At 59.1% G+C, this 25,800-nt stretch carries 20 protein-coding genes and 3 tRNA genes; 10 read left to right on the forward strand and 13 right to left on the reverse strand.

All coding sequences use genetic code 11. The features are described from left to right. Positions 1–25 precede the first annotated feature (25 nt). Both thrC and AOA61_RS22295 read left to right on the forward strand, forming a co-directional pair. Positions 26–1,435, forward strand: coding sequence for a threonine synthase (thrC, locus tag AOA61_RS22290; RefSeq protein ID WP_099602735.1), 1,410 nt, complete (start codon positions 26–28; stop codon positions 1,433–1,435). A 314-nt stretch (positions 1,436–1,749) separates the two neighbouring features. Next, positions 1,750–2,034 (forward strand): DUF3509 domain-containing protein, encoded by a 285-nt coding sequence (locus AOA61_RS22295; protein WP_032890795.1) that lies wholly within the window; start codon positions 1,750–1,752, stop codon positions 2,032–2,034. A gap of 170 nt (positions 2,035–2,204) precedes the next feature. Here AOA61_RS22295 and AOA61_RS22300 read toward each other — a convergent pair whose 3' ends face one another. Next, positions 2,205–3,074, reverse strand: a complete 870-nt coding sequence (locus AOA61_RS22300) for a TIGR02285 family protein (RefSeq protein ID WP_099602736.1) — start codon at positions 3,072–3,074, stop codon at positions 2,205–2,207. Positions 3,075–3,090: 16 nt separating this feature from the next. Continuing rightward, on the reverse strand, positions 3,091–4,290 hold the full coding sequence (locus AOA61_RS22305; RefSeq protein ID WP_099602737.1) for a CaiB/BaiF CoA-transferase family protein: 1,200 nt from the start codon (positions 4,288–4,290) through the stop codon (positions 3,091–3,093). A 147-nt stretch (positions 4,291–4,437) separates the two neighbouring features. On the opposite strand from AOA61_RS22305, the gene AOA61_RS22310 reads away from it, so the two are divergent. Further along, complete coding sequence (locus AOA61_RS22310; protein WP_032890801.1) at positions 4,438–4,980, forward strand: YaeQ family protein; 543 nt, start codon at positions 4,438–4,440, stop codon at positions 4,978–4,980. Positions 4,981–5,076: 96 nt separating this feature from the next. Then, complete coding sequence (recJ, locus tag AOA61_RS22315) at positions 5,077–6,786, forward strand: single-stranded-DNA-specific exonuclease RecJ (protein WP_099602738.1); 1,710 nt, start codon at positions 5,077–5,079, stop codon at positions 6,784–6,786. A 137-nt stretch (positions 6,787–6,923) separates the two neighbouring features. Here the strand turns inward: recJ and AOA61_RS22320 are convergent, their stop codons facing one another. From AOA61_RS22320 to AOA61_RS22340, 5 genes are all read right to left on the reverse strand, one after another. Further along, positions 6,924–8,204 (reverse strand): virulence factor family protein, encoded by a 1,281-nt coding sequence (locus AOA61_RS22320; protein ID WP_095185797.1) that lies wholly within the window; start codon positions 8,202–8,204, stop codon positions 6,924–6,926. Continuing rightward, on the reverse strand, positions 8,204–10,846 hold the full coding sequence (gene mprF / locus AOA61_RS22325; RefSeq protein ID WP_032890807.1) for a bifunctional lysylphosphatidylglycerol flippase/synthetase MprF: 2,643 nt from the start codon (positions 10,844–10,846) through the stop codon (positions 8,204–8,206). Before mprF ends, AOA61_RS22320 begins: the two co-directional genes overlap by 1 nt. 266 nt (positions 10,847–11,112) lie before the next feature. After that, a tRNA-Met gene (locus AOA61_RS22330) sits at positions 11,113–11,189 on the reverse strand. Positions 11,190–11,429: 240 nt separating this feature from the next. Next, a tRNA-Met gene (locus AOA61_RS22335) sits at positions 11,430–11,506 on the reverse strand. 240 nt (positions 11,507–11,746) lie between these two features. Beyond that, positions 11,747–11,823: transfer RNA gene (locus AOA61_RS22340), tRNA-Met, on the reverse strand. Between the two features lie 279 nt (positions 11,824–12,102). Here AOA61_RS22340 and dinB point away from each other — a divergent pair. Next, on the forward strand, positions 12,103–13,161 hold the full coding sequence (dinB, locus tag AOA61_RS22345; protein ID WP_032890809.1) for a DNA polymerase IV: 1,059 nt from the start codon (positions 12,103–12,105) through the stop codon (positions 13,159–13,161). Positions 13,162–13,291: 130 nt separating this feature from the next. Here dinB and AOA61_RS22350 read toward each other — a convergent pair whose 3' ends face one another. From AOA61_RS22350 to AOA61_RS22365, 4 genes are all read right to left on the reverse strand, one after another. Then, entirely contained in the window at positions 13,292–14,245 is a 954-nt protein-coding gene (locus AOA61_RS22350) for a hypothetical protein (RefSeq protein WP_099602739.1), read from the reverse strand. Between the two features lie 20 nt (positions 14,246–14,265). Next, complete coding sequence (locus tag AOA61_RS22355; protein ID WP_095185795.1) at positions 14,266–15,981, reverse strand: proline--tRNA ligase; 1,716 nt, start codon at positions 15,979–15,981, stop codon at positions 14,266–14,268. A gap of 168 nt (positions 15,982–16,149) precedes the next feature. Next, positions 16,150–17,682: an AmpG family muropeptide MFS transporter gene (locus tag AOA61_RS22360; RefSeq protein ID WP_032890815.1), complete on the reverse strand. Its 1,533-nt coding sequence runs from the start codon at positions 17,680–17,682 to the stop codon at positions 16,150–16,152. A gap of 43 nt (positions 17,683–17,725) precedes the next feature. Further along, entirely contained in the window at positions 17,726–18,109 is a 384-nt protein-coding gene (locus AOA61_RS22365; protein ID WP_050442874.1) for an MGMT family protein, read from the reverse strand. Between the two features lie 133 nt (positions 18,110–18,242). Here AOA61_RS22365 and AOA61_RS22370 point away from each other — a divergent pair, with 133 nt between their 5' ends. From AOA61_RS22370 to groL, 5 genes are all read left to right on the forward strand, one after another. Beyond that, positions 18,243–19,250 (forward strand): DUF481 domain-containing protein, encoded by a 1,008-nt coding sequence (locus tag AOA61_RS22370; RefSeq protein WP_032890819.1) that lies wholly within the window; start codon positions 18,243–18,245, stop codon positions 19,248–19,250. A 106-nt stretch (positions 19,251–19,356) separates the two neighbouring features. Beyond that, positions 19,357–20,088, forward strand: a complete 732-nt coding sequence (locus AOA61_RS22375) for a HugZ family protein (RefSeq protein ID WP_099602740.1) — start codon at positions 19,357–19,359, stop codon at positions 20,086–20,088. 66 nt (positions 20,089–20,154) lie between these two features. Then, positions 20,155–20,631: an FxsA family protein gene (locus AOA61_RS22380; protein ID WP_032890823.1), complete on the forward strand. Its 477-nt coding sequence runs from the start codon at positions 20,155–20,157 to the stop codon at positions 20,629–20,631. A 247-nt stretch (positions 20,632–20,878) separates the two neighbouring features. After that, entirely contained in the window at positions 20,879–21,175 is a 297-nt protein-coding gene (groES, locus tag AOA61_RS22385; protein ID WP_003175874.1) for a co-chaperone GroES, read from the forward strand. A gap of 50 nt (positions 21,176–21,225) precedes the next feature. Then, positions 21,226–22,872, forward strand: coding sequence for a chaperonin GroEL (gene groL / locus AOA61_RS22390; protein WP_032890825.1), 1,647 nt, complete (start codon positions 21,226–21,228; stop codon positions 22,870–22,872). 78 nt (positions 22,873–22,950) lie between these two features. Here the strand turns inward: groL and AOA61_RS22395 are convergent, their stop codons facing one another. Further along, a complete protein-coding gene (locus AOA61_RS22395) occupies positions 22,951–23,670 on the reverse strand; it encodes a phosphatase PAP2 family protein (RefSeq protein WP_099602741.1) in 720 nt (239 codons plus the stop codon). Between the two features lie 50 nt (positions 23,671–23,720). After that, complete coding sequence (locus AOA61_RS22400) at positions 23,721–25,670, reverse strand: LTA synthase family protein (protein ID WP_099602742.1); 1,950 nt, start codon at positions 25,668–25,670, stop codon at positions 23,721–23,723. Positions 25,671–25,800: the final 130 nt, after the last annotated feature.

Below are 25,800 nucleotides of genomic sequence, written 5' to 3' on the forward strand. Positions count from 1 at the left end.
CGAGAATGTTTTAGAGGAGCCAGTCATGCGTTACATCAGCACCCGCGGCCAGGCACCGGCCCTGAATTTCGAAGACGTTTTGCTGGCAGGCCTTGCCACTGACGGCGGCCTGTACGTGCCGGAAAACCTGCCACGCTTCACTCAGGAAGAAATCGCCTCCTGGGCCGGGCTGCCGTACCACGAACTGGCGTTCCGAGTGATGCGTCCATTCGTCACCGGCAGTATTCCAGATGCGGACTTCAAGAAGATTTTGGAAGAAACATACGGCGTGTTTTCCCACAGCGCCATCGCTCCGTTGCGCCAACTGAACGGCAATGAGTGGGTGCTGGAACTGTTCCACGGCCCGACTCTGGCGTTCAAGGACTTTGCCCTGCAACTGCTCGGTCGCCTGTTGGATTATGTGTTGGAGAAGCGCGGCGAGCGCGTTGTGATCATCGGCGCTACCTCCGGTGATACCGGTTCGGCCGCCATCGAAGGCTGCAAGCACTGCGAAAACGTCGACATCTTCATCCTGCACCCGCACAAGCGTGTGTCGGAAGTTCAGCGCCGTCAGATGACCACCATCTTTGGCGAGAACATCCACAACATCGCCATCGAAGGCAACTTCGATGACTGCCAGGAAATGGTCAAGAACAGCTTCGCTGACCAGAGCTTCCTCAAGGGCACCCGCCTGGTCGCGGTGAACTCGATCAACTGGGCGCGGATCATGGCCCAGATCGTTTACTACTTCCACGCATCCCTACAGTTGGGCGGCCCGGCGCGTTCGGTGTCGTTCTCGGTGCCGACCGGCAACTTCGGCGATATCTTCGCCGGTTACCTGGCGCGTAACATGGGCCTGCCGATCAATCAGTTGATCGTCGCCACCAACCGCAACGACATCCTGCACCGCTTCATGAGCGGCAATCAGTACGTCAAGGAAACCCTGCGCGCTACCCTGTCGCCTTCCATGGACATCATGGTCTCGTCGAACTTCGAACGCCTGCTGTTCGACATGCACGGTCGCAACGGTTCGGCGATTGCCGGCTTGATGGACACCTTCAAGAGCGGCGGCGGTTTCAGCGTTGATGAGGAGCGCTGGACCGAAACCCGCAAGCTCTTTGACTCCCTGGCCGTGGACGATGCACAGACCTGCGAGACCATCGCCGAAGTCTATGCCCAGACCGGCGAACTGCTCGACCCGCACACCGCCATCGGAGTGAAGGCCGCCCGCGAATGCCGTCGCAGCCTGGATATTCCAATGGTGATCCTCGGTACCGCGCACCCGGTCAAATTCCCGGAAGCGGTGGAGAAAGCCGGTGTCGGCAAGGCGTTGGAGCTGCCGGTGCACTTGACCGACCTGTTCGAGCGCGAAGAGCGTTGCACGGTGTTGGCCAATGACTTGAAAGCAGTGCAGGCGTTCGTCAGCCAGCACGGCAATCGTGGTAAGCCGTTGTAAGGCAGACCGCGTACACAAAAACGCCGCTTTCCCTTGCTGGGTCAGCGGCGTTTTTTGTTTTTTGGCAGCGCTCATTAAGTAAAGGGGCGACCTGCGATAGCGCCCGGCCAAACCCCAAACCACCGCCCATTGCGCAAGCATTTATGTGTCGCCGTTTTTTGCTTGTCATATTGCAAGCGCATGCTGGAAACCTCATCCCCCGGTAACCCCCGTAAATACGAAAAAGCGAACTTTCCTACGTCATAACCAGTCACTTAGGATAGATGCAGTTCCCGTTGAAACGATTGTTCCCGAACTATTGAGTGGTGATCGAGATGGAAAGTATCAGCCTATTGCTCGAAGAAGCACTGACCCCTTATCAGGTTACGCTGACCACTGCGGGTGTTCAGGACGAGTGCTTGGTGACAGTAAAGAATCCTACTGGCGCTATTGTGGTCGAGCGTGAAGTTGACCGTGCTCAATTGATGGATAAACGCGTGCTGGTGGACGTAGTGGACTGCCTGCTGCGTGACATCAAAATTGCAGAAGGCCGATTGGAACCCTCGGTCATCGCCGCCTTACGCAATGCCGCCCAGACCCGTGGCATTGCCCGCGCATGAAGAATTGTTCATCGATGGAAACTTCCTACGGCATGGCCGGTCAGATTTTGTAACAGCAAGAGCAAACATTGTGCTCCGGTGTTTGTGGCTTGCTGTACTGGTCTTTGTTGGCCACGTTTAACCCTGAAGTGTCTCCCCACGCTTCGGGGTTTCTTTTTGCCCGCGATTTGTCAGGGCGTAGTCGCGTCTTGGTAAAACTGGACATGGTCGGTCAGATATTGCGCGCGCAGCGCAGGGTCGAGCCAGGCGGCATAGGCGTGCAGTAGTTGAGCCTGGGGCAGCGCGTTCAACACTTGGTTGATGTGTTCAATTGCCTGGTGGCCCTCAGGCGTATCGGAGCAGCCGATATGCACACGTTGGTAGGGCATGACGCCAGCAATCGGATAGAACGCCAAGGTCAGCGGATCAATCCCCTGGCGCAGGGCGTGATAGCGAATTTCAGTCCAGTAGCCCAGCACGGCTTCCAGGCGACCCAATCGCTGCATTTGCAGCAGGCTGCCCAGGGCGTCGTTTCCGTAGTGCAGCACGCGGGTGGGCGCATCCGTTTGGTCCAGCATTTCATCGATGAGCGTCCCGTAGCTGCGCTCGGCCACCACGCCCAGGCGTGCGCGCTTATCCAGCAGGAGCGCCGCGAGGTCCACCCTTTGCTGTGCGACAAGCGGCGCGAGCACGTCACGGCGGTCCTGACGTACCACCACCCCATTACTGACCATGGAAAAAGCCGGGCGCGAATACACCACCCACTTGGCCCGTTCTGCGGTCCATAGCATGGTGGGGTCGCAGGTCAGTGCGGGGGTCTGAAGTATCTGCAGGCCGCGTGCACGGTTAACGTGCAAAATCTTGTGTTGGTACTCGGGCAGGCGCTCCATCAGCATCGGCAGCAATTCGTCGATGACGCCCTGGCCCTTTTGCGGGCCGTCGAGGATGGTCATCGGGGGCAGGTCGCGGATTAACCAGGTCAAGGTGTCCGCTGCCTTGGCAGACAGCGGCAGAAGCCCGAGCAACGGTGCACAAACACCCAGGAGCCAACGCCGCGCCATTATTGCGAGTGCGCCATCAGATCGCGCCTTGTTCACGTAGCCGGGTGATCGCGGCCGCGTCGTAACCCAGCTCGTTAAGCAGCACGTTGGTGTGCTCGCCCAACTGCGGCCCGACCCACTCGCAGCTCCCGGGCGTGTCCGACAGCTTGGGCACGATGCCCGGCATCTTAAAGTCCTTGCCGCCTGGCAGTTGCGCCTTGAGGAACATCTCCCGCGCCAGGAATTGCGGATCGCCAAGCATGTCCTCGGCGCTGTAGATCCGGCTGGCGGGTACCTCGGCCTTGTTCAGTTGCTCCACCACCTGCTCCAGTGACAGCGAATTGACCCAACGATCAATCACGCCATACAGCTCATCACGACGGGTATCGCGCCCGTCATTGCTCGCCAACTGCGCATCATTCGCCAGGTCTTCACGGCCAATGGCACTCATAAACCGTTTGAAGATTGCATCCCCATTTGCGCCGATCTGCACATGCTTGCCGTCCGCGCTGGTATGGATCGACGACGGTGTAATGCCGGGCATGATGTTGCCGGTGCGCTCACGGATGAATCCGAACACGTCAAACTCAGGAATCATGCTTTCCATCATGGCGAAGATAGCTTCATACAGCGCCACATCCACCACTTGGCCTACGCCGCCATTCACTTCGCGATGACGCAGCGCCATCAATGCACCGATTACTGCCCACAACGCAGCGATGGAGTCGCCAATGGAAATCCCTGTGCGCACTGGCGGGCGGTCCTCGAAACCGGTGATGTAACGCAGCCCGCCCATGGATTCACCGACGGCACCAAACCCCGGCTGGTCTTTCATCGGTCCGGTCTGGCCAAAGCCCGAGAGGCGCACCATCACCAGTTTCGGGTTCAGCGCGTGCAGGGTTTCCCAGCTCAGGCCGAGCTTCTCCAGTACACCGGGGCGAAAGTTCTCGATGAGAATGTCGGCGTCCGTCAGGAGTTGCTTGAGAATCTCCAGACCGTCCGGGTGCTTTAGGTTCAGCGTCAGGGATTTTTTGTTGCGTGCCTGCACGAACCACCACAGCGAGGTGCCCTCGTACAGCTTGCGCCATTTGCGCAGCGGATCGCCGCCATTCGGGGATTCGACCTTGATCACTTCTGCACCAAATTCAGCGCAGATACGCGAAGCGAACGGGCCGGCGATCAGGGTGCCGAGTTCGATGACTTTCAGGCCGGCAAGCGGTTTGGCATTAAACGACATGGGGATCCTTGTCTGCGCGGAGCGGGTGTGTGATGCCTTTTAACATAGGCGAGCGGCCAGGGATAAGCGTGAAACAGCGCAGGATTCGTTGAATGGCACCACCATCAGTTAGACTGGCCGCCTTTCCCTGTCTCTAGAAGCCCGTTCATGGCCCAGCCGTCCACGACCTACAAATTCGAACTCAACCTCACCGACCTCGACCGTTCGGTGTACGAGAGCGTCAAACAGACCATCGCCCGCCATCCTTCGGAAACTGAAGAGCGCATGACCGTGCGCCTGCTGGCCTACGCCCTTTTTTACAATGAGCAATTGGCATTCGGTCGTGGCCTGTCAGATGTAGACGAACCAGCCCTGTGGGAAAAAAGCCTGGATGATCGGGTTTTGCACTGGATCGAAGTCGGCCAGCCCGATGCCGACCGTCTGACCTGGTGCTCGCGCCGTACTGAACGTACCAGCCTGCTGGCTTATGGCAGCCTGCGTGTGTGGGAAGGCAAAGTGGTGCCGGTGGCGAATAATCTGAAAAACGTACACATCGCTGCGGTGCCCCAGGAGATTCTGGAGGTTCTGGCCAAGGACATGCCCCGCGTAATCAAGTGGGACGTGATGATCAGCGAAGGCACGATCTTCGTCACTGATGACCGTGGCCAGCATGAAGTGCAACTGCAATGGCTGGTCGGCGAGCGCGGTTGAATACTGCGGGTAGGGCTTGCCCCTTCCACATGTGCCCCGTGTTGCCTTCAGCGTTGTCGTTTAACCGTCGTATCAAAGAGAAGCGCCCATCACCCCATGCGTATTGATCCTCGTCCGTTGCCCGCTGTCCTGCCATTTCTCGGTGAACTGCCACCGCTGTTGACCCGTCTTTATGCCGCACGCGGGGTGCAGTCCGAGGCCGAGCTGGATAAAAGCCTGGCGCGCTTGATTCCCTATCAACAGCTCAAGGGCATCGACGCCGCCGTAGACCTTTTGGTGACGGCCCTGGAGCAATGCCAACGCATCCTCATCGTTGGTGACTTCGACGCCGATGGCGCCACCGCCAGCACTGTAGGCACCCTGGGCCTGCGTTTGCTCGGTGCCGCCCATGTCGATTACCTGGTGCCCAATCGCTTCGAATACGGCTACGGCCTGACGCCGGAGATTGTTGCCGTGGCCTTGCAGCGCGAGCCGCAGTTGCTGATTACCGTGGACAACGGCATCTCCAGCGTCGAAGGCGTGGCCGCAGCGAAGGCGGCGGGGTTGCAGGTGTTGGTCACCGACCACCACTTGCCCGGTGACGAGTTGCCGGCGGCAGACGCCATCGTCAATCCTAACCAGCCGGGCTGTGAGTTTCCGAGCAAGGCGTTGGCCGGTGTTGGCGTGATTTTCTACGTGCTGATGGCGCTGCGCGCGCGCTTGCGTGATCTGGGCTGGTACGCGAACAAGCCGCAGCCGAATATCGGCGATCTGCTCGACTTGGTCGCCCTGGGCAGTGTCGCCGACGTGGTGCCGCTGGACGCCAACAATCGCATCCTGGTGCACCAAGGCCTGGAGCGTATCCGCGCAGGTCGCGCACGGCCTGGGATCAAGGCGATCCTTGAAGTGGCCAAGCGCGATGCGGCGCGCATCACCTCCACCGACCTAGGCTTTATTCTCGGGCCGCGGCTCAACGCCGCCGGGCGCCTGGACGACATGAGCCTGGGTATCGAATGCCTGCTCACCACGGATTTCGCGGCGGCGCGGGAAATGGCGGCGCAACTGGACGGCATGAACCAGGACCGTAAATCCATCGAGCAAGGTATGCAGCGCGAGGCTCTGGCCCAGCTCAAGGACTTGCCGGTGGAATCAATGCCCTATGGCCTGTGCCTGTTCGACCCTGAATGGCACCAAGGCGTGATCGGCATTCTGGCGTCACGCATGAAAGAGCGTTATTTTCGCCCGACCATCGCCTTCGCCGATGCGGGTGATGGCCTGCTTAAGGGCTCTGGGCGCTCTGTGCCGGGTTTTCACATCCGTGATGCGCTGGCGGTGGTCGCCAGCCAGCATCCCACTCTGATCGCCAAGTACGGCGGCCATGCCATGGCGGCGGGTCTGACATTGCCAGAGGCGAATTTCCCTCTGTTTGCCGAAGCTTTTGATGCCGAAGTGCGTCGTCAACTGCGTGAAGAAGACCTCACCGGTCGCCTGTTGTCCGACGGCACACTGGCGGTTGAGGAGTTTCACCTGGAGCTGGCCCGCGCCCTGCGGCACGCCGGTCCTTGGGGGCAGCACTTCCCCGAGCCGCTGTTTCACGGGGTGTTTCAGTTGGTGGAGCAACGTGTGGTGGGGGAGCGGCACCTGAAAGTGGTGCTCAAGAGCGAATGCGGGTCAGTGAAGCTCGATGGCATCGCCTTTGGCGTGGACCGTGAGGTCTGGCCGAATCCGACCGTGCGATGGGTGGAGTTGGCCTACAAGCTGGACGTGAACGAGTTTCGTGGGAATGAAACCGTGCAGTTGATGATTGCCCACATCGAACCGCGCTAGATTTTATTAACACCGCAAAACAACTGTGGGAGGGGGCTCGCCCCCGATAGCTGAGTGTCAGTCAACAATGCTGTGACTGACCTACCGCTATCGGGGGCAAGCCCCCTCCCACATTTTGATTTGTGTAAGGCCTGGGGTTATTCGCTTTTGGCCTGGTGCTTGACAATGATATCCACCAACCGCTTGGCCAGCGCCGGGTAGTTCTCATCGAAGTGATGCCCGCCGGGCAGCTTCACAGCCTCGCCCACGGCGGTCTTGTCGGTGCAGCCACTCTCGTCGACTTCTTCGGCGCCGTAGATGCACACCACTTTCTCAGGCGGCAGCTTGGCCATTTCCGGGCCGGTCGCGGCTTCTTTGCCGGCGTTGCCCAGCCAGCCTTCCACTTCGATCTCAAAGCTACCGGTGCGGGCGAAGGCCAGCAGGATGATCGCATCGACGCGCTGTTGCTCGTTCTCCGGCATGCGGTTATAGATTGCTGGCAACACGTCGGCGCCGAACGAATAGCCGGTCAGCACAAAGCGCTTGGTGCCCCACTTTTGCCGGTAGTGCTGCATCAGCTCGGTCAGGTCTTTGGCGCTTTGTTCCGGCGTCTTGTGCTGCCAGTAGTAGCGCAGGGTATCGATGCCGACCACTGGGTAGCCGATCTTGGCCATTTCACCGGCCACGTCGCGGTCCAGGTCCCGCCAGCCGCCGTCCCCGGAGAGGAACAGGGTCACGGTGTCCTTAGCCTGGCCTGCCGGGACTTCCACCACGGGAATCGCCAGGCCACCGTTATCCGAACCCACCAGTTGCTTGCGCAGTTCGTTGTTCAGTACTTGCGGGTAGTGAATGTCGTAGTCACTGATGCTGGTTGTGGCGCGTGGTGTATCGCGTACGAAACTGGCGCTTTCGTCGTCAGGGTTGTCATTCCACGCCACCAGCCAGTTGCCGTGCTCTGCAGTTTTCGGCAGCGGATCCTTGCAGCCTTCCTGCGCCAGAGCGAAGCCGACAGAGATGGCATTGGCCTTGTCGTCGTTCTGAGTGGCCAGCCAGCGCCAGGCAAGCGCCGCGCCAGGGCCGATGCCGCTGACCAGCGTCGCTGGGCCCTTGAGCTGGCTCAAGGCGCTTTGCAGCGCTTGTTCCTGCAGCTTGCAGTCATCTTTTGGCAAGACCACCTGGACGATCTGCGCTTTGCCACCCTGGCTCAGGGTTAACAACTGGCTATCGGTCAGGGTTTCGTCGGCCATCACCGCCACGGCCACACGGGCTTTCGGGTTGCCGGCCGGGGTCACGCGGGTCATTACCGAGCCATCGGCCTGGGGCAGTTGCTCCAGGGTCGGCTGCGGGGCAGGGCGTTTCAAATACCAAAAGCCGCCACCCAGAACCAGGGCCAGCAGCACTACAAAGGCCAATACATACCGCCAGGAGCGTCGAATCATCAGCGTTTCACCAATCCAGTCAAGCCACCCGCGATCAGGGCGGCGGTATCGGCCAGTGCCACCAGCGGATCAAGTCCTGCGGGCACGGCCATGTAACGGGGTTCCCAGTCTGGCTGGAACTTATCTTTGAAGCGGCGCAAACCTTGGAAGTTATACAGTTGCTCGCCACGACGGAACACCATCGAACCCAAACGCTGGGTCAGTGGCGCGCCGCGTCGCGGTTGCAGGCCCGACAACGGCACCATGCCGAGGCTGAAACGGGCGTAGCCGTGACTCTTATAGTGTTGAATCAGACCGACCATCATGAATTCCATGGTCAACTTGGGCGCATCCGGATGGGCGCGCATCAGGTCGAGGCTGGCCAGGTCGTGATTGTAAGTCTCAAGCAAGTTGGCGAAGGCTACCGGGCGTCCTTCGAAGCGAATGATCGCAATCCGAAAATGCTTGAGGTAGTCGTCACTGAAGCGTCCCAGGGAAAACCCTTTTTCGCGCACATTCTTACCGGTAAGCCATGCGTCCGAGATGACTTTTAATTCATCCATCGGCGCCGTACCCGGTTCATGGATCTCCAGGGACAGACCGTCCCGGGTGCCACGGTTCCAGGTGTAGCGCAGATCCTTCATCTCTTTGCCTTTGGCTTCCAGGTCAAAGCGTTTCAGGTCGACGCGCGCCTCTTCGCCCAGCTTGATCGCGGTTAGGCCGATGTCCATGTAGTAGGGCAGGTTCTCTGCCCGTACCTGATAGAACACAGGACGCGCGTGGTGGATGTCGCACAGGTCGCGGAACTGCCAAATCATCTCGGCCCTTGGTTGGGTCGGTCCAATTGGGTCGTACAAGGCCACCAGGCTGCGGCCGCGACGGGCATACATCAGGAAGGCTTCGTCGTTGGGGTGGAACAGCAGCGCCTTGTCACCGGTCAGCGCAAGGCCACCGTCGGGTTGGGACGAAGCCATCAGGATCTTCGAGGCGCGCTCCAGCTCATCTGGGGTCGGCAAGTGGATCACCGGGCGGGCGGTGCGCAGCAGCCAGGTCAGCGATACGATCACCAGCAGCACGGCGGCTCCCAGCAATGAGCGCAGGCCGCGTGGGGCGTTGGCATCGAGGGTGAACTGCCACCACAGTTGATGGCTGTACGGCACATCTTGATAGGCAAACAGCAGCAGCCAGATCGAGGCACCCAGCACGCAGACGCTGGACACCAGGTACAGCGGTGAGAACGGCAGTTCTGTCAGGCGGCTGGCGCGGTAGAACGAGCGGCGAAAGATCGCCAGCAGCACCGCCGTCATGGTCATCAGGCTGGCTTCTTCCCAGTCGAAGCCTTTGAGCAGCGAGAGCAGGGCGCCCACCAGCAGCAGCACCATGGTCAGCATCCAGGCCGCCGACAAACGTCGACGCAGGCCCTGGGCCAGCAACAGGCACAGTACGCCTATCAGGCTGGCACCAAAGTGCGAGGCATCAATCAGGCGGTGGGGAATCAGGAAGCCGATGTTTTCCAGGCGTGAGTCGATCTCTGGCGTGGCGCCTGAAAACAGCAGGACCACGCCGGACAAAAAAACCAGTACGGCCAGCACTGGCGCCGCCAGACCTGAGGCCACGCGCAGGCTCTGCTGGGTCTGGAATAGTCGTTGCGCCTCATTGATCAGCAGGAACACGCACGCGATCAGGAGCGGCAACACTACGTAGATCATGCGATACAGCAGCAGGGCAGCGGCCAGTGGTGCGGCGCCGAGCTTGTCTGCAAACGCGGCGAGCAGGATCGCTTCGAACACCCCGACTCCGCCCGGTACGTGGCTGAGCACGCCAGCGGCGAGGGCCAGCAGGTAAACCAGCAGGAATGGACCGAAGGGCGGCGCTTCTGGCAGCAATAGATAGAGGACAGTGGCGGCGGCGGCGACATCCAGGGCAGTGATGACCAATTGCAGGAGCGTCAGGCGCCGGCCGGGCAGGCGCAGGGTGCGACGGCCGACTTTGACCAGCAGGTTGTCCGGGTAAGGTTGCTCCGGCAAGCGGCGGCGGTAAATGCCGATACACAGCGCGGCCGACAACAGCAGTACGGCACCGGCAATCGCGCCGAGCAGGCCTTGCGACAGATGCAGGTAGGTCGACGCTGCAGGTAGGTTGCTCAGTGTCGCGAGTGCGGCCAGCGGGGGCAGGGCGCAGCCCAGGGCCAGGCTGGCGAACACAGTCATATGGGCGACTTCCGAGGCCCCGATGCCATGGCGTGCATATAAACGGTAGCGCACCGAGCCGCCGGAGAGCATCGACAGGCCAATCGCATTGCCAATGGCAAAGGCGGTGAAGCCGCCATGGGCCAGTGTCTTGGCGGGCAGCTTCACGCCGGCATAGCGTGCGCCGGAGAACTCATAGCCGAGAAGAATGACAAACCCTGCGACGCCCGCGGCAAATGCTCCCAGCAGTGCAGGTTTGGGCACTTCCAGGATCGAGTCGTGAAGTGCGTACAGGTCGAGTTCCAGCAGAAGGTGGCGGCAAGCGATCAAGGCGATGGCGAACAGCAACAGGGTGACCGCCAGCCCGAGGGGTTGCCGGTACTTGCTGATCAGATCCAGCCAACGCAATCGGGTAGGCGTGATCGGTTGTTCTGCTGTGACGGTGTCTTGTGGTTCAGACGAGTTGGCGCGCATCAATCACCTCGTGGATTGTGCGCGACAGGATGGGGGTATCCAGCCAAGTTACCAATCCCTATGGACAAAATAATTACAAATATTAACGCGTATCACCGGGGGCGGCGACAGCGGCCCTTGGTCGTAGAGGAGTAAGCATAGCGTGCGATGAGATGGACTCTACAAACCGTGTACGGTTTCATGAAAGATGCCATCCCATTGTTTCAGAAGAACTTTTTCACCGGATACAAAAAAGGCCACTCTTTCGAGTAGCCTTTTTTGATGTTTGGTTGCGGGAGCCGGATTTGAACCGACGACCTTCGGGTTATGAGCCCGACGAGCTACCAGACTGCTCCATCCCGCGTCTGTGGGCGGCATTCTACAGCCAAGCGGCGAGGTGTCAACCGTTAATCAACCGATGGTGCAAATAAGTGTGAATTAACCGCCCATGCAACCTAAGTTCTCGATTGAGAAGGCTTTTTGTGGTGAGCAGGCTTGCTCCGCGTTGGGCGCGAAGCGTTCGTAATGAAGTGCACGCGATCCAGGTTTGAAAAACACACGCGCACAAAAAAGGCCACTCTTTCGAGTAGCCTTTTTTGATGTTTGGTTGCGGGAGCCGGATTTGAACCGACGACCTTCGGGTTATGAGCCCGACGAGCTACCAGACTGCTCCATCCCGCGTCTGTGGGCGGCATTCTACAGCCAAGCGGCGAGGTGTCAACCGTTAATCAACCGATGGTGCAAATAAGTGTGAATTAACCGCCCATGCAACCTAAGTTCTCGATTGAGAAGGCTTTTTGTGGTGAGCAGGCTTGCTCCGCGTTGGGCGCGAAGCGTTCGTAATGAAGTGCACGCGATCCAGGTTTGAAAAACACACGCGCACAAAAAAGGCCACTCTTTCGAGTAGCCTTTTTTGATGTTTGGTTGCGGGAGCCGGATTTGAACCGACGACCTTCGGGTTATGAGCCCGACGAGCTACCAGACTGCTCCATCCCGCGTCTGTGTGTCGGCATTCTACAGAGGATCACGAGTGTGTCAACCTGTGAGTTGAAGAAAAGCGCTTGTGCTTCAATCGGTTAGCTCTCCAGAAAGCCTCGTAGGGGCTGCGCGAGCCAGGCGGGGCAAGGGTTTTGGGTCTATCGGGATGCTGTTTTCGATTGAAAAAATAAATCCATGTGTGAAATTTCCTACCGCTTAGGCAGAAGATTCAAACTACTGGTGCTATATACAGGTGCGAGTGCGATACTGCCCACCCGTAGGATTTCACCCCTCTATATATGACGCAGCGCAAAATCATCCACGTCGACTGTGATTGCTTCTACGCCGCTATCGAGATGCGCGATAACCCGAGCCTGGCGCAAAAGCCTCTGGCGGTGGGTGGTTCGGCGGACCGAAGGGGCGTGATCGCTACGTGCAATTACGAAGCGCGGGCGTACGGGGTGCGCTCAGCCATGTCGTCGCGCCATGCCTTGAAGCTTTGCCCGGACCTGACCATCGTCAAGCCGCGCATGGATGCTTATAAAGAAGCGTCGAAGGAAATTCAGACGATCTTTCGCGACTACACCGACTTGATTGAGCCATTGTCCTTGGATGAAGCCTACTTGGACGTCTCGGACAGCCCGCATTTTGGCGGCAGTGCCACGCGTATTGCCCAAGACATTCGTCGGCGGGTCTCCAACCAGTTGCACATCACCGTATCCGCCGGCGTGGCCCCGAATAAATTCCTGGCCAAGATCGCCAGCGACTGGAAAAAGCCCAACGGCTTGTTTGTGATCACCCCGGACCAGGTCGAAGACTTTGTCTCGCAGTTACGCGTGAGCAAGTTGCACGGCGTCGGCAAGGTCACGGCCGACAAGCTGGCTCGTTTGGGCATTGAAGACTGCCTGCAACTGCGCGAGTGGAGCAAACTGGCGTTGGTACGGGAATTCGGTAGTTTTGGCGAGCGACTCTGGAACCTGGCTCGCGGGATCGATGAACGCGCAGTGCAGAACGACAATCGTCGGCAATCGATCAGTGTGGAAAATACCTACGACGTGGACCTGCCGGATCTCTCAAGCTGCCTGGAAAAACTCCCTGAACTGATGGAGACCCTGGCCGGGCGCATGGCGCGCATCGACAGCAGTTACCGTGCGGGCAAACCGTTCGTTAAGGTGAAGTTTCACGACTTTACCCAGACCACCTTGGAGCAGGCGGGGGCAGGGCGGGATCTGGAGAGTTATCAACAGCTGATGACCCAGGCGTTTAATCGTGGTGATAAACCGGTGCGATTGTTGGGTATTGGCGTGCGGTTGCTGGACCTAAGCGGCGGCCACGAACAGTTAGAGTTCTCTTGGTAGAAACCGGAAACAAAATGTGGGAGGGGGCTTGCTCCCGATAACGGTGGGTCAGCTACGTATAAGCTGACTGATGCACCGCAATCGGGAGCAAGCCCCCTCCCACATTTGGATCTACAGTGTTTTCGAAGTCTCAGCGTGCTCCGGGATCTGCGACTAACCGCCCCGCGTCCTTGGTCAGCGCCTGCAGGAATTCCTGCTGTAGCTCCGGATCATTTCGGGTCAGCTCAATCAGGCTTTGTTCCAGTTCACTGGCTTCTTCTTCTAAGCCCAGCTCCGACAGACGCTTGACCCGGTGCACCCATTGGCTGACTTCGTCGTCTTCCAGGTCGTCGTAGATCAGGCCGTGGGCTTCCAGCAACTTGCCGCGCAAGGTACTGCTGATTGCCAGGGTCGAGTCCGAATGTACGTCGTCCTGGCCATCTTCCACGCTGATCTTCAGCGTCGTGATGCGATTCAGGTCTTGCTCGGCAAACGGGCTGTCCAACAGGTTCAGGCGCAGGACGCCGTTGCGGTCGGTGGTCAGCTCGTGGATCTTTTTGCCGGCGGTGACCTGCACCGGTCGTTCGCTCCAGGGCAGGCTTGAATACTCCACGCGCTTGTCACGCTGGACTTCATCGATACCTGCCAGATTCTGTTGCGCCCGGCCGTGGGATTGCACGTTCATGAACGGGTTGATACCGTCCACGCCGTAAGTCAGCCAGTCGTGGGTCATGCTGGTAGGCAGGTTGCCGAGGGCGAAGATATTCGCCACGTTGGCACCCGCGCCCGCCACCAATGCCACCGCACCCAGGGGCAACTCATAGAGTTTGCGCCAGGGCTGGTAAGGCGTGTAGCGGTCGTAGCGACGGGTGACTTCGAATTCGGTGACCTCGAAAGTCTTCTGCTCGTGAATGCGAACCCGGCGTTGCGGCAGTTCCAGCACTTTGGGATCGCCTACATCGATCTGCAGACTGTGGTCGAGCAACTTACGCTCGACCCGTTCCTCGTGCTCACTGCGTTGCGACATCTGGTTGGCGCAGCCGCTGACCAGCAGGGCGCCGCACAAGGCGGCGCCCCCCAGGGCTCTGGTGTTTCGCTTGAACATGACTTCTCTTGATCTGGTTTTCAGCGACGAATACGCGCCTGAAGGAAAGACAGCACGTCAGCCACCGGCAACGGTTGGGCTTCGGCTTCGGTCCGGCTCTTGTATTCCAGATTGCCATCGGCCAGGCCGCGGTCGCTGACCACGATCCGGTGCGGGATGCCAATCAGTTCCATGTCGGCGAACTTGATGCCCGGGCTGGTTTTCTTGTCCCGGTCATCGAGCAGCACTTCAAAACCGGCGGCCGTCAGTTCGGCATACAGTTTGTCGGTGGCTTCGCGTACTTGCTCGGTTTCGTAACGCAGCGGTACCAGGGCGATCTGGAACGGTGCCAGGGTGTCGCTCCAGATGATGCCTTTCTCATCGTTGTTCTGCTCGATGGCAGCAGCAACCACGCGGGATACGCCAATGCCGTAGCAACCCATGTCCAGGGTGATCGGCTTGCCGTTTTCGCCCAGCACTTCGCACTTCATCGCCTTGCTGTACTTGTTGCCCAGCTGGAAGATGTGCCCGACTTCGATGCCGCGCTTGATTTCCAGGGTGCCCTTGCCATCCGGGCTTGGGTCTCCGGCGACGACGTTGCGCAGGTCCGCTACGGTCGGAACTGGCAGGTCACGTTCCCAGTTCACGCCGAAATAGTGCTTATCGTCGATGTTCGCGCCGATACCGAAGTCGCTCATCAACTCTACCGAACGGTCGATGATGATCGGCAGTGGCAGGTTCAGCGGGCCGAGGGAACCGGCGCCGGCGCCAATGGCGTTGCGCAGTTCGTCGTCGGTGGCCATGACCAGCGGGCTGGCCACGCCAGGCTGTTGGGCAGCCTTGATTTCGTTGAGTTCGTGGTCGCCACGGATCACCAGGGCGATCAGTTTGCCTTCTTCCTCGGCGCGCACGATCAGGGTCTTGATGGTCTTTTCAATCGGCAGATTGAATTTTTCCACCAGGGCCGCGATGGTCTTGGTTTCCGGCGTGTCCACCAAGCGCAGTTCTTCAGCCGGCGCTGGGCGCGAGGTTTCGCGCGGTACGGCTTCGGCTTTCTCGATGTTGGCCGCGTAGTCGGAACCGTTGCTGAACGCGATATCGTCTTCGCCGGATTCAGCCAGTACGTGGAACTCGTGGGAACCGGCACCGCCGATGGAGCCATTGTCCGCTTCAACTGCCCGGAACTTCAGGCCCAAGCGCGTGAACACATTGCAGTAAGCCTGGTGCATACGATCGTAGGTGACCTGAAGCGATGCCTGGTCAGCGTGGAACGAATAGGCGTCCTTCATGATGAATTCGCGGCCGCGCATCAAACCGAAGCGTGGGCGGATTTCATCACGGAATTTGGTCTGGATCTGATACAGGTTCAGCGGCAGCTGCTTATAGCTGCTCAGCTCGTTGCGCATCAGGTCGGTGATCACTTCTTCGTGGGTCGGGCCAGCGCAGAAGTCGCGGCCATGACGGTCTTTGAAGCGCAGCAACTCAGGGCCGTACTCTTCCCAGCGCCCGGATTCCTGCCACAACTCAGCCGGTTGGGTGCTCGGCATCAACACTTCGAGAGAGCCGGCGGCGTTCATTTCTTCACGAACGATGGCTTCGACCTTGCGCATCACCTTCAAGCCCATGGGCAGCCAGGTGTACAGGCCGGAGGCCAGTTTGCGGATCATGCCGGCGCGCAGCATCAGCTGATGGCTGATCACGACCGCGTCGGAAGGCGTTTCTTTCTGTGTGGCGAGCAAATATTGACTGGTACGCATGGTAGGCCGTTGTCGGTTGCTTGGACTTGAAATGACTTGGGATTGTACGGGCGCAAACTGCCGCCGTACAGGCATCAGAATATAGGGCTGTTTGAAGGAGCGAGGGGGACGCCTAGTTCTTGCTCGCGATGGGGGCGCCGCAGTCTGGCTTTTAAAGGGCCCCCAAAATCAGTCTTCTGCCGGCGGATTCAACCGAATCCGCCGATTCTCCTGAAACCAGTGCAACGCAATCAGCAGCAGCGTCGGCACCCCCAGCATGCAGGTGATCAGGAAGAAGTTGTGATATCCGAACTTCTCCACCATCACCCCCGAATACCCACCGATCAGGCGCGGCAGCAGGAGCATGATCGAGCTGAGCAAGGCATATTGAGTGGCGGAAAACTTGAGGTTGGTAAGGCTCGACAGGTAAGCCACAAATGCCGAGGTGGCCAGGCCGGAGCTGAAGTTGTCCAGGGAGATGGTGAAGATCAGCATCTGCAGGTCGGGGCCCATGTCTGCGAGCATCACGAATAGCAGGTTGGTGCCGGCCGACAGGACACCGCCGATAAACAGGATCGGCAGGATGCCGAACCGCACAATCAGCAAACCACCCATGCCGGCGCCGAGCAGGGTCATGATCAGGCCGAAGATCTTGCTGACCCCGGCGATCTGATCCTTGGTAAAGCCCTGGTCGATGTAGAACACGTTGGCCATCACGCCCATCACTGTGTCGGACATGCGATAGGTGGCGATTAGCCCGAGCAGCAGCAGTGCCTGCCAGCGGTAGCGCAGGATAAAGTCGTTGACCGGTGTCAGCACCGGCGCCAGGCCGCGACGGCCCATGGTCGAGAGGCACAGGGCGGTGAGGATGATATAGAGAATGGCGCGCAGGAACGCGCGGTCCTCCATCAGCAGGTCCCACACGCTAGTGTCGTGGAACACCACGCTTCCGAAGTCGGTGTTGTACAACTGGGTAAACATGGCGGGCACTGACACCAGCAGAACGATCAGCACAAACACCGACATCAGTTGGTGCATGAAACTGTAGCGCCCGGCCTGCAACTGGGTGCGCAATGGCACATTGGGTTCGCGCATGAACAGGGTGGTCAGCAGCGCGGGGATCATCAGCACGCCGAACAGCACATAGGTGCCGGTCCACGCCGAGTGTTTATAGTTGAAACCGGTGGAGCCGAAGCCTTCGGCAAAGAACAGTGCACCCGCCGTGGCCAGCAGGGCGGCTATGCGGTAGCCGGACATATAGCTGGCGGCCAGCGCGGCCTGGCGGCTATCGTCGGCGATTTCCAGGCGATAGGCATCGACCGCGATGTCTTGGGTGGCGGACGCGAAGGCGACGACGACGGCAATAGCGATCAGCCAGGACAAATGTTTCTGCGGGTCGCAGAAACCCATGCCGATCAATCCAAGGATCACCAGCGACTGGGCCAATACCAGCCAGGAACGACGCCGTCCAAGTTTGCCGAGCAGCGGCAGGCGCCATTGGTCGAGCAGTGGTGACCAGACCCATTTGAAGGCGTACGCCAGACCGATCAGGCTCGCATAGCCGATGGTCTCGCGGGCCACACCGGCCTCGCGCAGCCACACCGAAAGCGTCGAGAACACCAACATGTAAGGCATGCCGGCGGCAAAGCCGAGCAACAACAGCACTAACGTCGAGGGGCTGGCATAGGCGGCGAGCGCGGCGCGCCAGGTTTTACGGGGCATGGGCTGGAGTCTGCCTCAGGTTTGCGGAAACAAAGCGCGCACTCTAACCGCTGTGCTCTACCGGGCGCCAGCCATGGCGCTGAATATCCACGCGATTATTACGGACAGTGACGCCTTCATCGCGCAAACGCGCGCGCTGCTCGTCGCCCGAGGCGCTGCCCACCGGCAGGCTTATCCGACCGCCGGCACCCAGCACGCGATGCCAGGGCAATGTGGTGCCTTCTGGGAGTTGGCTCAAGGTGCGCCCCACCCAGCGTGCAGCGCGGCCCAGCCCGGCCAGTTGCGCCAGCTCGCCGTAACTCACCACGCAGCCGGCGGGGACTTGCGCCAATGTCAGGTACAACGCGGTACGGCGCATCTCGGCCGCGTTTTGCGGGGTGTCGGCAGATTGATTCACTGAGGTGCTATCCGTTGAAAATGTCGGCATATCTGTAAGAAATATGCTGTAAGCAGGGTGTTGAGAATTGAACTCAATACAGATCCTTGAGTCAGTCCTTGCTAACACGTCATCTAAGACGATAATGCCCTCTTTTCGCCAAAACCGAGCCTCGAATCCGCATATGTTGTCCAGAACCCTGCTGTGCCTTGCTGTTTTCAGCGCCTCAACACCTTTGCTCGCCGATACCGTCTGGTTGAAGAACGGTGACCGCCTGACCGGCAAGATCAAGGTATTTGACGGTGGCAAGCTGCTGATCCAGACCGACTACGCGGGTGCAATCCCGGTGGACTGGAAGCAGGTTAAAACCCTGGAGAGCGACCAGGAGTTGTTGGTCAAGCAGGACGCCTACACTGGCGAGAAGGCCAAATCCCTCAAGGCTGCGGATGATGGCAAAGTGGTGCTGGCCAATGGCGAAGCGCCCAAGACTGTAGAACTGGCCAGCATCCAGCAGATCATCAAGCCCAAGCCTGTGATCGAAGACCTGGTGTGGAAGGGCAACGTCGACATGGCGCTGGACTACAAACGCGCCGAGAACGACACCAACGACTACGATATCGACTTCAAAACCACTGCCCGCCATGGCCAGTGGCGGCATACCGGTCAAGGTGAGTACAACCGCGAATTCCAGGACGACGTGACCACCACCGACAACTGGGCTTTGGAATACGACCTGGACCGGTTCATCACCGAGCATTGGTTCTGGCAAGGGCGTTTGACCTACAAGCGCGACAAAGTGGAAGACCTTGCGCGTCAACGCACGGTCGGTACCGGTCCGGGCTACCAGTTCTGGGACGACGAATTGGGTGCGTTCTCCCTGGGGTCGCTGGTCAACCGCACCGATTATGAATATGCCGATGGCGGTAAGGACAACTTCTATTCCCTGGCTATGAAGTGGAACTACAACCGCTATCTGGTGGGCAAGACCGTCGAGTTCTTCACCACTGGCGAACTGGGCAAGCCTATCGATGCGCCCGCGGATTACTCTCTGGATGCGGAAGTCGGCCTGCGCTACAAGGTCACCGAGTGGGCTTCCCTCAATCTCAAGGCCGAGCGCGACGTTATCAGTGGCGACTCGGAAAGCAGTTTGAGCAAGACCCGCTACACCGCAGGCTTCGGCGTGGCCTGGTAATAAGGCTGCATAAAACCTGCTTGGCAACCTGCGCGGATATTGATTACCTTGTGTTGCGATCCATTCCCATATGGGTTGGGCGGTTGAATACCCGAGGAGTCTCACGTTGAGCGCGCACGTTGCCAAGAACGCCCGAGAGCTATTGCTCAAGGAATACCGTGGGGCTCTCGCCACACAGTCAAAAGCCATGCCGGGTTTTCCCTTTGGTTCGGTCGTGCCGTACTGCCTGGACGAACAGGGTCGCCCGCTGATCCTGATCAGCCGTATCGCCCAGCACACCCACAACCTGCAAAAAGACCCCAAGTGCTCGCTGCTGGTGGGCGAACGTGAGGCCGACGATGTGCAAGCCGTTGGGCGTCTGACCTACCTGGGTGAAGCCGAGAAGTTGGAGGAGGGCGCCGCCATTGAGGCTGCCGCCGAGCGCTATTACCGCTACTTCCCCGATTCCGCCAACTACCATAAAGCTCACGATTTCGACTTTTGGGTGCTCAAGCCGGTGCGCCACCGTTACATCGGCGGCTTTGGCGCGATTCACTGGGTCGACCAGTTGACACTCGCCAACCCGTTCGCGGGCAAGGCTGAGCGAAGCATGATCGAGCACATGAACAGCGATCACACCAAGGCCATCGCCCATTACGTTCGGCTTGCCGGCCTGCCTGCCGTGGAGCCCGCGCAATTGGCCGGCATCGACAGCGAAGGCATGCACCTGCGTATCGGCCAATCCCTGTACTGGCTGCCGTTTGCCGAGCCTTGCAACACGCCGACACAAGTACGCGAAGCCCTGGTTTCATTGGCCCACGCCGCAGCCTGGCCGAAAAAAGCCGCGGCTGACGCTTGAATTCACGAAACGGCGACGTCATCTAAGGTGGACTGGCAAGGCATTCTTGCGTTGAGGAACCATTTGATGCGCCCTTTTTTATTGCTCTTTCTGCTGTTCCCGGTGTTGGAGCTGTTCGTATTCGTCCAAGTCAGCAGTGCGATCGGGTTTTTCCCGGCCCTGTTGCTGATCATTCTCGGCTCGATGCTTGGCGTTCTGGTGCTGCGCGTCGCCGGCCTGGCAACGGCACTGCGTGCCCGTGAAAGCCTGAACCGTGGCGAACTACCGGCCCAGACCATGCTTGAAGGTCTGATGATGGCCCTGGCGGGTGGCTTGTTGATCCTGCCGGGTTTCGTCAGCGATGTTGTCGGGCTGTTCCTGCTGCTGCCGTTCACTCGCAAACTTCTGGCGGGCAAGATGCGCCAGCGCGCCGAAGAGGCGGCGATTCGCCAGCGTGCGTTCGCAGACGACCTGCAACCCCGTGGTGGCCCGGCTCCGCGCCAGCCTTTGGGGCGTGAAGGCGATGTGATCGAAGGTGAGTTCGAACACCGCGACAGCAAATAACCGCTTTATTGACACGGCACCTGCGGGTGCCGTGTTGCTTTTATCGCTCGGCAACTGCAAAAAAATTCCGCCGATCGCCCTTGTAATAAGCTTATGCGCCCTTATGTAACGGTCACCGCAAGGTTTCTGGTGGCGACACCAGACAGACTTCCGCGTCTTGCTTGGCGAGGCGCGACCGGCACAGCCGGATAACAACCTGCCGGTACTGACACCGGCCGATGAAAAACACAATTAGGAGAGATCGACAATGAGCAAGCTTCGTCCTCTGCACGACCGCGTCGTAATCCGTCGCAGCGAAGAAGAAAAGAAAACCGCTGGCGGTATCGTTCTGCCAGGTTCGGCTGCTGAAAAAGCCAACCACGGTGTGATCGTCGCTGCAGGCCCAGGCAAGACTCTGGAAAACGGTGACGTACGTGCGCTGGCCGTTAAAGTCGGTGACAAGGTTGTTTTTGGCCCTTACTCCGGCAGCAACACTGTGAAAGTCGACGGCGAAGACCTGCTGGTTATGGCTGAGAACGAGATTCTCGCTGTTCTGGAAGACTGATTTCCCCGCTCATTTTCCCGTTACTACAAAGTATTTAAGGAATATCGATCATGGCTGCTAAAGAAGTTAAATTCGGCGATTCCGCCCGTAAAAAAATGCTCACCGGTGTCAACATCCTGGCTGACGCAGTAAAAGCTACCCTGGGCCCGAAAGGTCGTAACGTGATCATCGAGAAGAGCTTCGGCGCTCCGACCATCACCAAGGACGGCGTTTCTGTAGCTAAAGAAATCGAACTGGAAGACCGTTTCGAAAACATGGGCGCGCAGCTGGTCAAAGACGTTGCCTCCCGTGCCAACGATGACGCAGGCGACGGTACTACCACCGCCACCGTTCTGGCTCAGTCGATCGTCAACGAAGGCCTGAAAGCCGTCGCTGCCGGCATGAACCCGATGGACCTCAAGCGCGGTATCGACAAGGCCACCATCGCCGTTGTTGCCGAGCTGAAAAACCTGTCCAAGCCATGCGCTGACACCAAGGCTATCGCTCAGGTAGGTACCATCTCCGCCAACTCCGACAGCTCCATCGGCGACATCATTGCCGAAGCCATGGAAAAAGTCGGTAAAGAAGGCGTGATCACCGTTGAAGAAGGCACTGGCCTGGAAAACGAACTGTCGGTTGTAGAAGGCATGCAGTTCGACCGTGGCTACCTGTCCCCGTACTTCGTCAACAAGCCAGAAACCATGGTTGCCGAGCTGGAAAGCCCGCTGATCCTGCTGGTCGACAAAAAGATCTCCAACATCCGCGAAATGCTGCCAGTGCTGGAAGCCGTTGCCAAAGCCGGCCGCCCACTGCTGATCGTTTCCGAAGACGTTGAAGGCGAAGCCCTGGCGACTCTGGTTGTGAACAACATGCGTGGCATCGTCAAGGTTGCAGCCGTCAAGGCTCCAGGCTTCGGCGACCGTCGCAAGGCCATGCTGCAGGACATCGCTGTTCTGACCGGCGGTACCGTAATCTCCGAAGAGATCGGCCTGAGCCTGGAAAGCGCCACCCTGGAAAACCTGGGTAGTGCCAAGCGCGTGACCATCTCCAAAGAAAACACCATCATCGTTGACGGTGCTGGCGTCGATGGCGACATCCAGTCCCGCATCAACCAGATCCGCGCCCAGGTTGCCGAGACTTCCTCGGACTACGACCGTGAAAAACTGCAAGAGCGTCTGGCCAAGCTGTCCGGCGGCGTTGCAGTGATCAAGGTTGGCGCCGGTTCCGAAGTCGAAATGAAAGAGAAGAAAGCCCGCGTTGAAGACGCCCTGCACGCAACCCGTGCAGCCGTTGAAGAAGGCGTGGTACCTGGCGGTGGCGTTGCGCTGATCCGTGCTCTGGAAGCCTTGGTTGACCTGAAAGGCGATAACGCTGACCAGAACGTCGGTATCGCTGTTCTGCGTCGCGCCGTTGAATCCCCACTGCGCCAGATCGCTTCCAACAGCGGCGACGAGCCAAGTGTTGTGGTCAACGAAGTGAAGAACGGTAAAGGTAACTACGGTTACAACGCTGCAACCAGCGAATACGGCGACATGGTTGAAATGGGTATCCTGGACCCAACCAAAGTCACCCGTTCGGCACTGCAAGCTGCGGCTTCGATCGCTGGTCTGCTGCTGACTACCGAAGTTGCCATTGCTGACAAGCCAAAGGCTGAAGGCGCTGGCGGTGGCGGTATGCCAGACATGGGCGGCATGGGTGGCATGGGCGGCATGATGTAAGCCAGCCTTACCCCTGTACTGAAAAAGCCCCGCCTGCAGTGATGCAGGCGGGGCTTTTTTGTGGGCGTTGCTTTGGGTTCAGGTGTGCGTTGCGCGCTTGGATGGCCGGTACAGCAACAGGCAATACAGCCCGAGGCAGATCAGCCAGCAGAAAATCGCCGTCCACACGTTATGGGAAAAGAAGTGTGCGCCTTGCATCATACGGCTTACGGAAAAGACGCTGCCCAAGCCGACGGCGAAGATGAATGCATAGCGCGCCATGCGCGGCTGCCTGTCCCGCAGTGCAAAAAACAGCGCGAACAAGGCGAACCCGGTGGCGGCATGACCGCCTGGCCAGCAGCGCCCGGGTTTATCGGTGGGCGGGCGAGGGTTCAGCAGTTTGCTGTAGGTTTCCTGACCGCCGAACTCCTGGACACTCCATGGGCACTGGACGCCGGTGATGGTTTTCAGCGGAGAGACAAACGCCGTCGCCAGCCCGAGTGAGAGCACTAGGCAGCCCAGTTCGCGGCGATAGGGTTTGAGCCGTTGGAGGACAAACGTGCCGACAAATCCCAGGATCGCCAAGACCGAGAACAGGATGACCAACTCTTTGGCGCGGTCATGCAGGATGTCTTCGAGGAAGAAACTGTAACGCCCGATGAAACCGCCCTCCGCGCCGTTGTAGAACAGCTTTGCGAGGTCCATGTCCAGCGAGGTCAGCTCCAGCAACAGCAATAGAAGCGCAGCGCCGCCAGGGATGCCGAGGCATAGCCATAAGTTGAGAGGTTTGGAAGCCGGTACGGCGGGAACGGTTCGCATGGTGAACCCTGGTGAAACAGTCCCGTACTGACCTGTACGGGACGTTTTGGTTAGCGCGTGCTCAATGCCGGGGCCTCTTCCTTGGGCGCCCTCCAGCTCAGCAACTGTTGTTTGAAGTCATAACTGGCAGCCTGGTAGTAGCTGATCGCCCGCTGGATCAACGGATCATCGCTGCCGACGCGCAGCTCTTTGCTTTCACCCAGGGCTTGGTCGTGGCGGCGTAGGCCCATGCGCGGGCTGAGAATGGCCAGGTCCTTGCCGTCGAACAATCCCAGGTGCTGGTAGTTACCGACCACGACCCGAGGTGGCAGTGGGTTTTCCTGCAGCAGGTTACGGCCAAAGAACGTTGATTCGTAGCTCAGGTTGAGCAGGCCCAGCAGCGTAGGCGCCAAGTCGATCTGGCTGGCCAGTTGTGCGCTTTCTCGTGGGTCGATCAGCTTGGGCGCATAGATGAAGAGCGGAATCTGGTAGTTGGTGATGGGCAGATCTTCTTTACCTGCGCTGCCGGCGGTGTGGTCGGCGACGAAGATGAAGATCGTGGTATCGAACCAGGGTTTTTGACGGGCGGCTTCCAGGAATTGGCCGATGGCATGGTCGGTGTACTTCACGGCGCCGTCGCGGCCATTCCCGGATTTGATGTCGATACGCCCATCCGGGTAGGTGTAGGGGCGGTGGTTGGAAGTGGTCATCAACTGCAGCAAAAATGGCTGCTGCTTGGCGTAGTCGGTGTCGGCCAGTTTCAGGGTTTGTTTGTACAGGTCCTCGTCAGCCATACCCCAGGCGTTCTTGAACGAGATTTCCGACTCGGGCACGCTGCTCTGGTCCACGACGCGATAACCGTTACCGCTGAAAAACGCGTTCATGTTATCGAAGTACCCGCGCCCGCCGTACACGAACACGCTGTCGTAACCGACGGCCGTGAGTTGCTGCCCCAGGCTGGCGAAGCCGCTTTCACGACCAATGCGCTTGACGATCGAGCGCCCGGGCGTAGGGGGGATCGCCAGGGTAATTGCTTCCAAGCCACGGTCGGTGCGGGTGCCGGTGGCATAGAAATTATTGAAATACAGGCTCTGTTTGCGCAGTGCATCGAGGTAAGGCGTGAGGTTGCGTTCGTCGCCGTTGCTGCCCATGTATTTGGCGCTGAAACTTTCGATAGTCACCAGCACGATATTGGGTTTGCGCGGCGTCCCCGGGTTGGTGATGGCGCGGCGAATATCCAGCGGGTCCTGACCGATAAAACGGGCGTTGGGCTCGCTGAGTTCGGTGCGCATTTGCTGGGCAACGACGTCCGTTGGCAGGGTTTTGTAGAACTGCGGGTAATCCAACTCATTATTACGGAAGGCGGCAAAGAACTGATACGGGCCATTGCTGGCCAGTTCGTTCTTGTAAGCGTTACCGCCCTGGGCGCGTGGGCTGTCTTGGCTGATCAGTTGCAGGCTCAACCCGCTGACGATCAACAGGCCCAAGGCATTCGCCAGCCGGCCACGCATTGTCGGCAGTGGGGCGCTCACCGCCGCGTTGAACGGCTTGCGCAAGGCCAGGCTCAGCACAATGGCCAGCATGGCTAGCAGGCTCAGCAGTTTACCGATCGGATAGGACTCCAACAGGTTGTTCAACACCTCATCGGAATACACCAGATAGTCAACGGCAATAAAGTTGAAGCGAACGCCGAACTCATCCCAGAACAGCCACTCGGCCACCGAGGTAAACAGCATTGCGAACAGGCTGACGGTGAGCACCGCCTGCAGGAACCAGCGGTGACCGCGACGGCGCCACAGCGCGGGTGGGCATAGCAGCAAATACAGCCCCAGCGGCAGTGCTGCATAGGCCAGGAAACCCAGGTCGTACAGCAGGCCCACGCCAAACACCGGCAGCAGGTTGCCGCCGACTTCATCCAGGTGGGTGATGAGCAGTACGCTGCGAGTGAGCAGGAAAATAACCAGCCAGGCACCGGTTACCAACAGCAAATAGCGCATTGGCGCCATCTTGAGAAACCCCATGTCAATGTTCCTTATATCAATGGGGGGCGATCTTCTGCCTGACACTGTAGTCAGTTTGTGAAGCTATAGTGAAAAACTTGTTCAATTCCTTACAAGGTTGAAAACCTTTATCGTCGTACCTCTCAGCTCT

Source organism: Pseudomonas sp. 2995-1 (genome assembly GCF_002742505.1).
Lineage (GTDB): Bacteria > Pseudomonadota > Gammaproteobacteria > Pseudomonadales > Pseudomonadaceae > Aquipseudomonas > Aquipseudomonas sivasensis.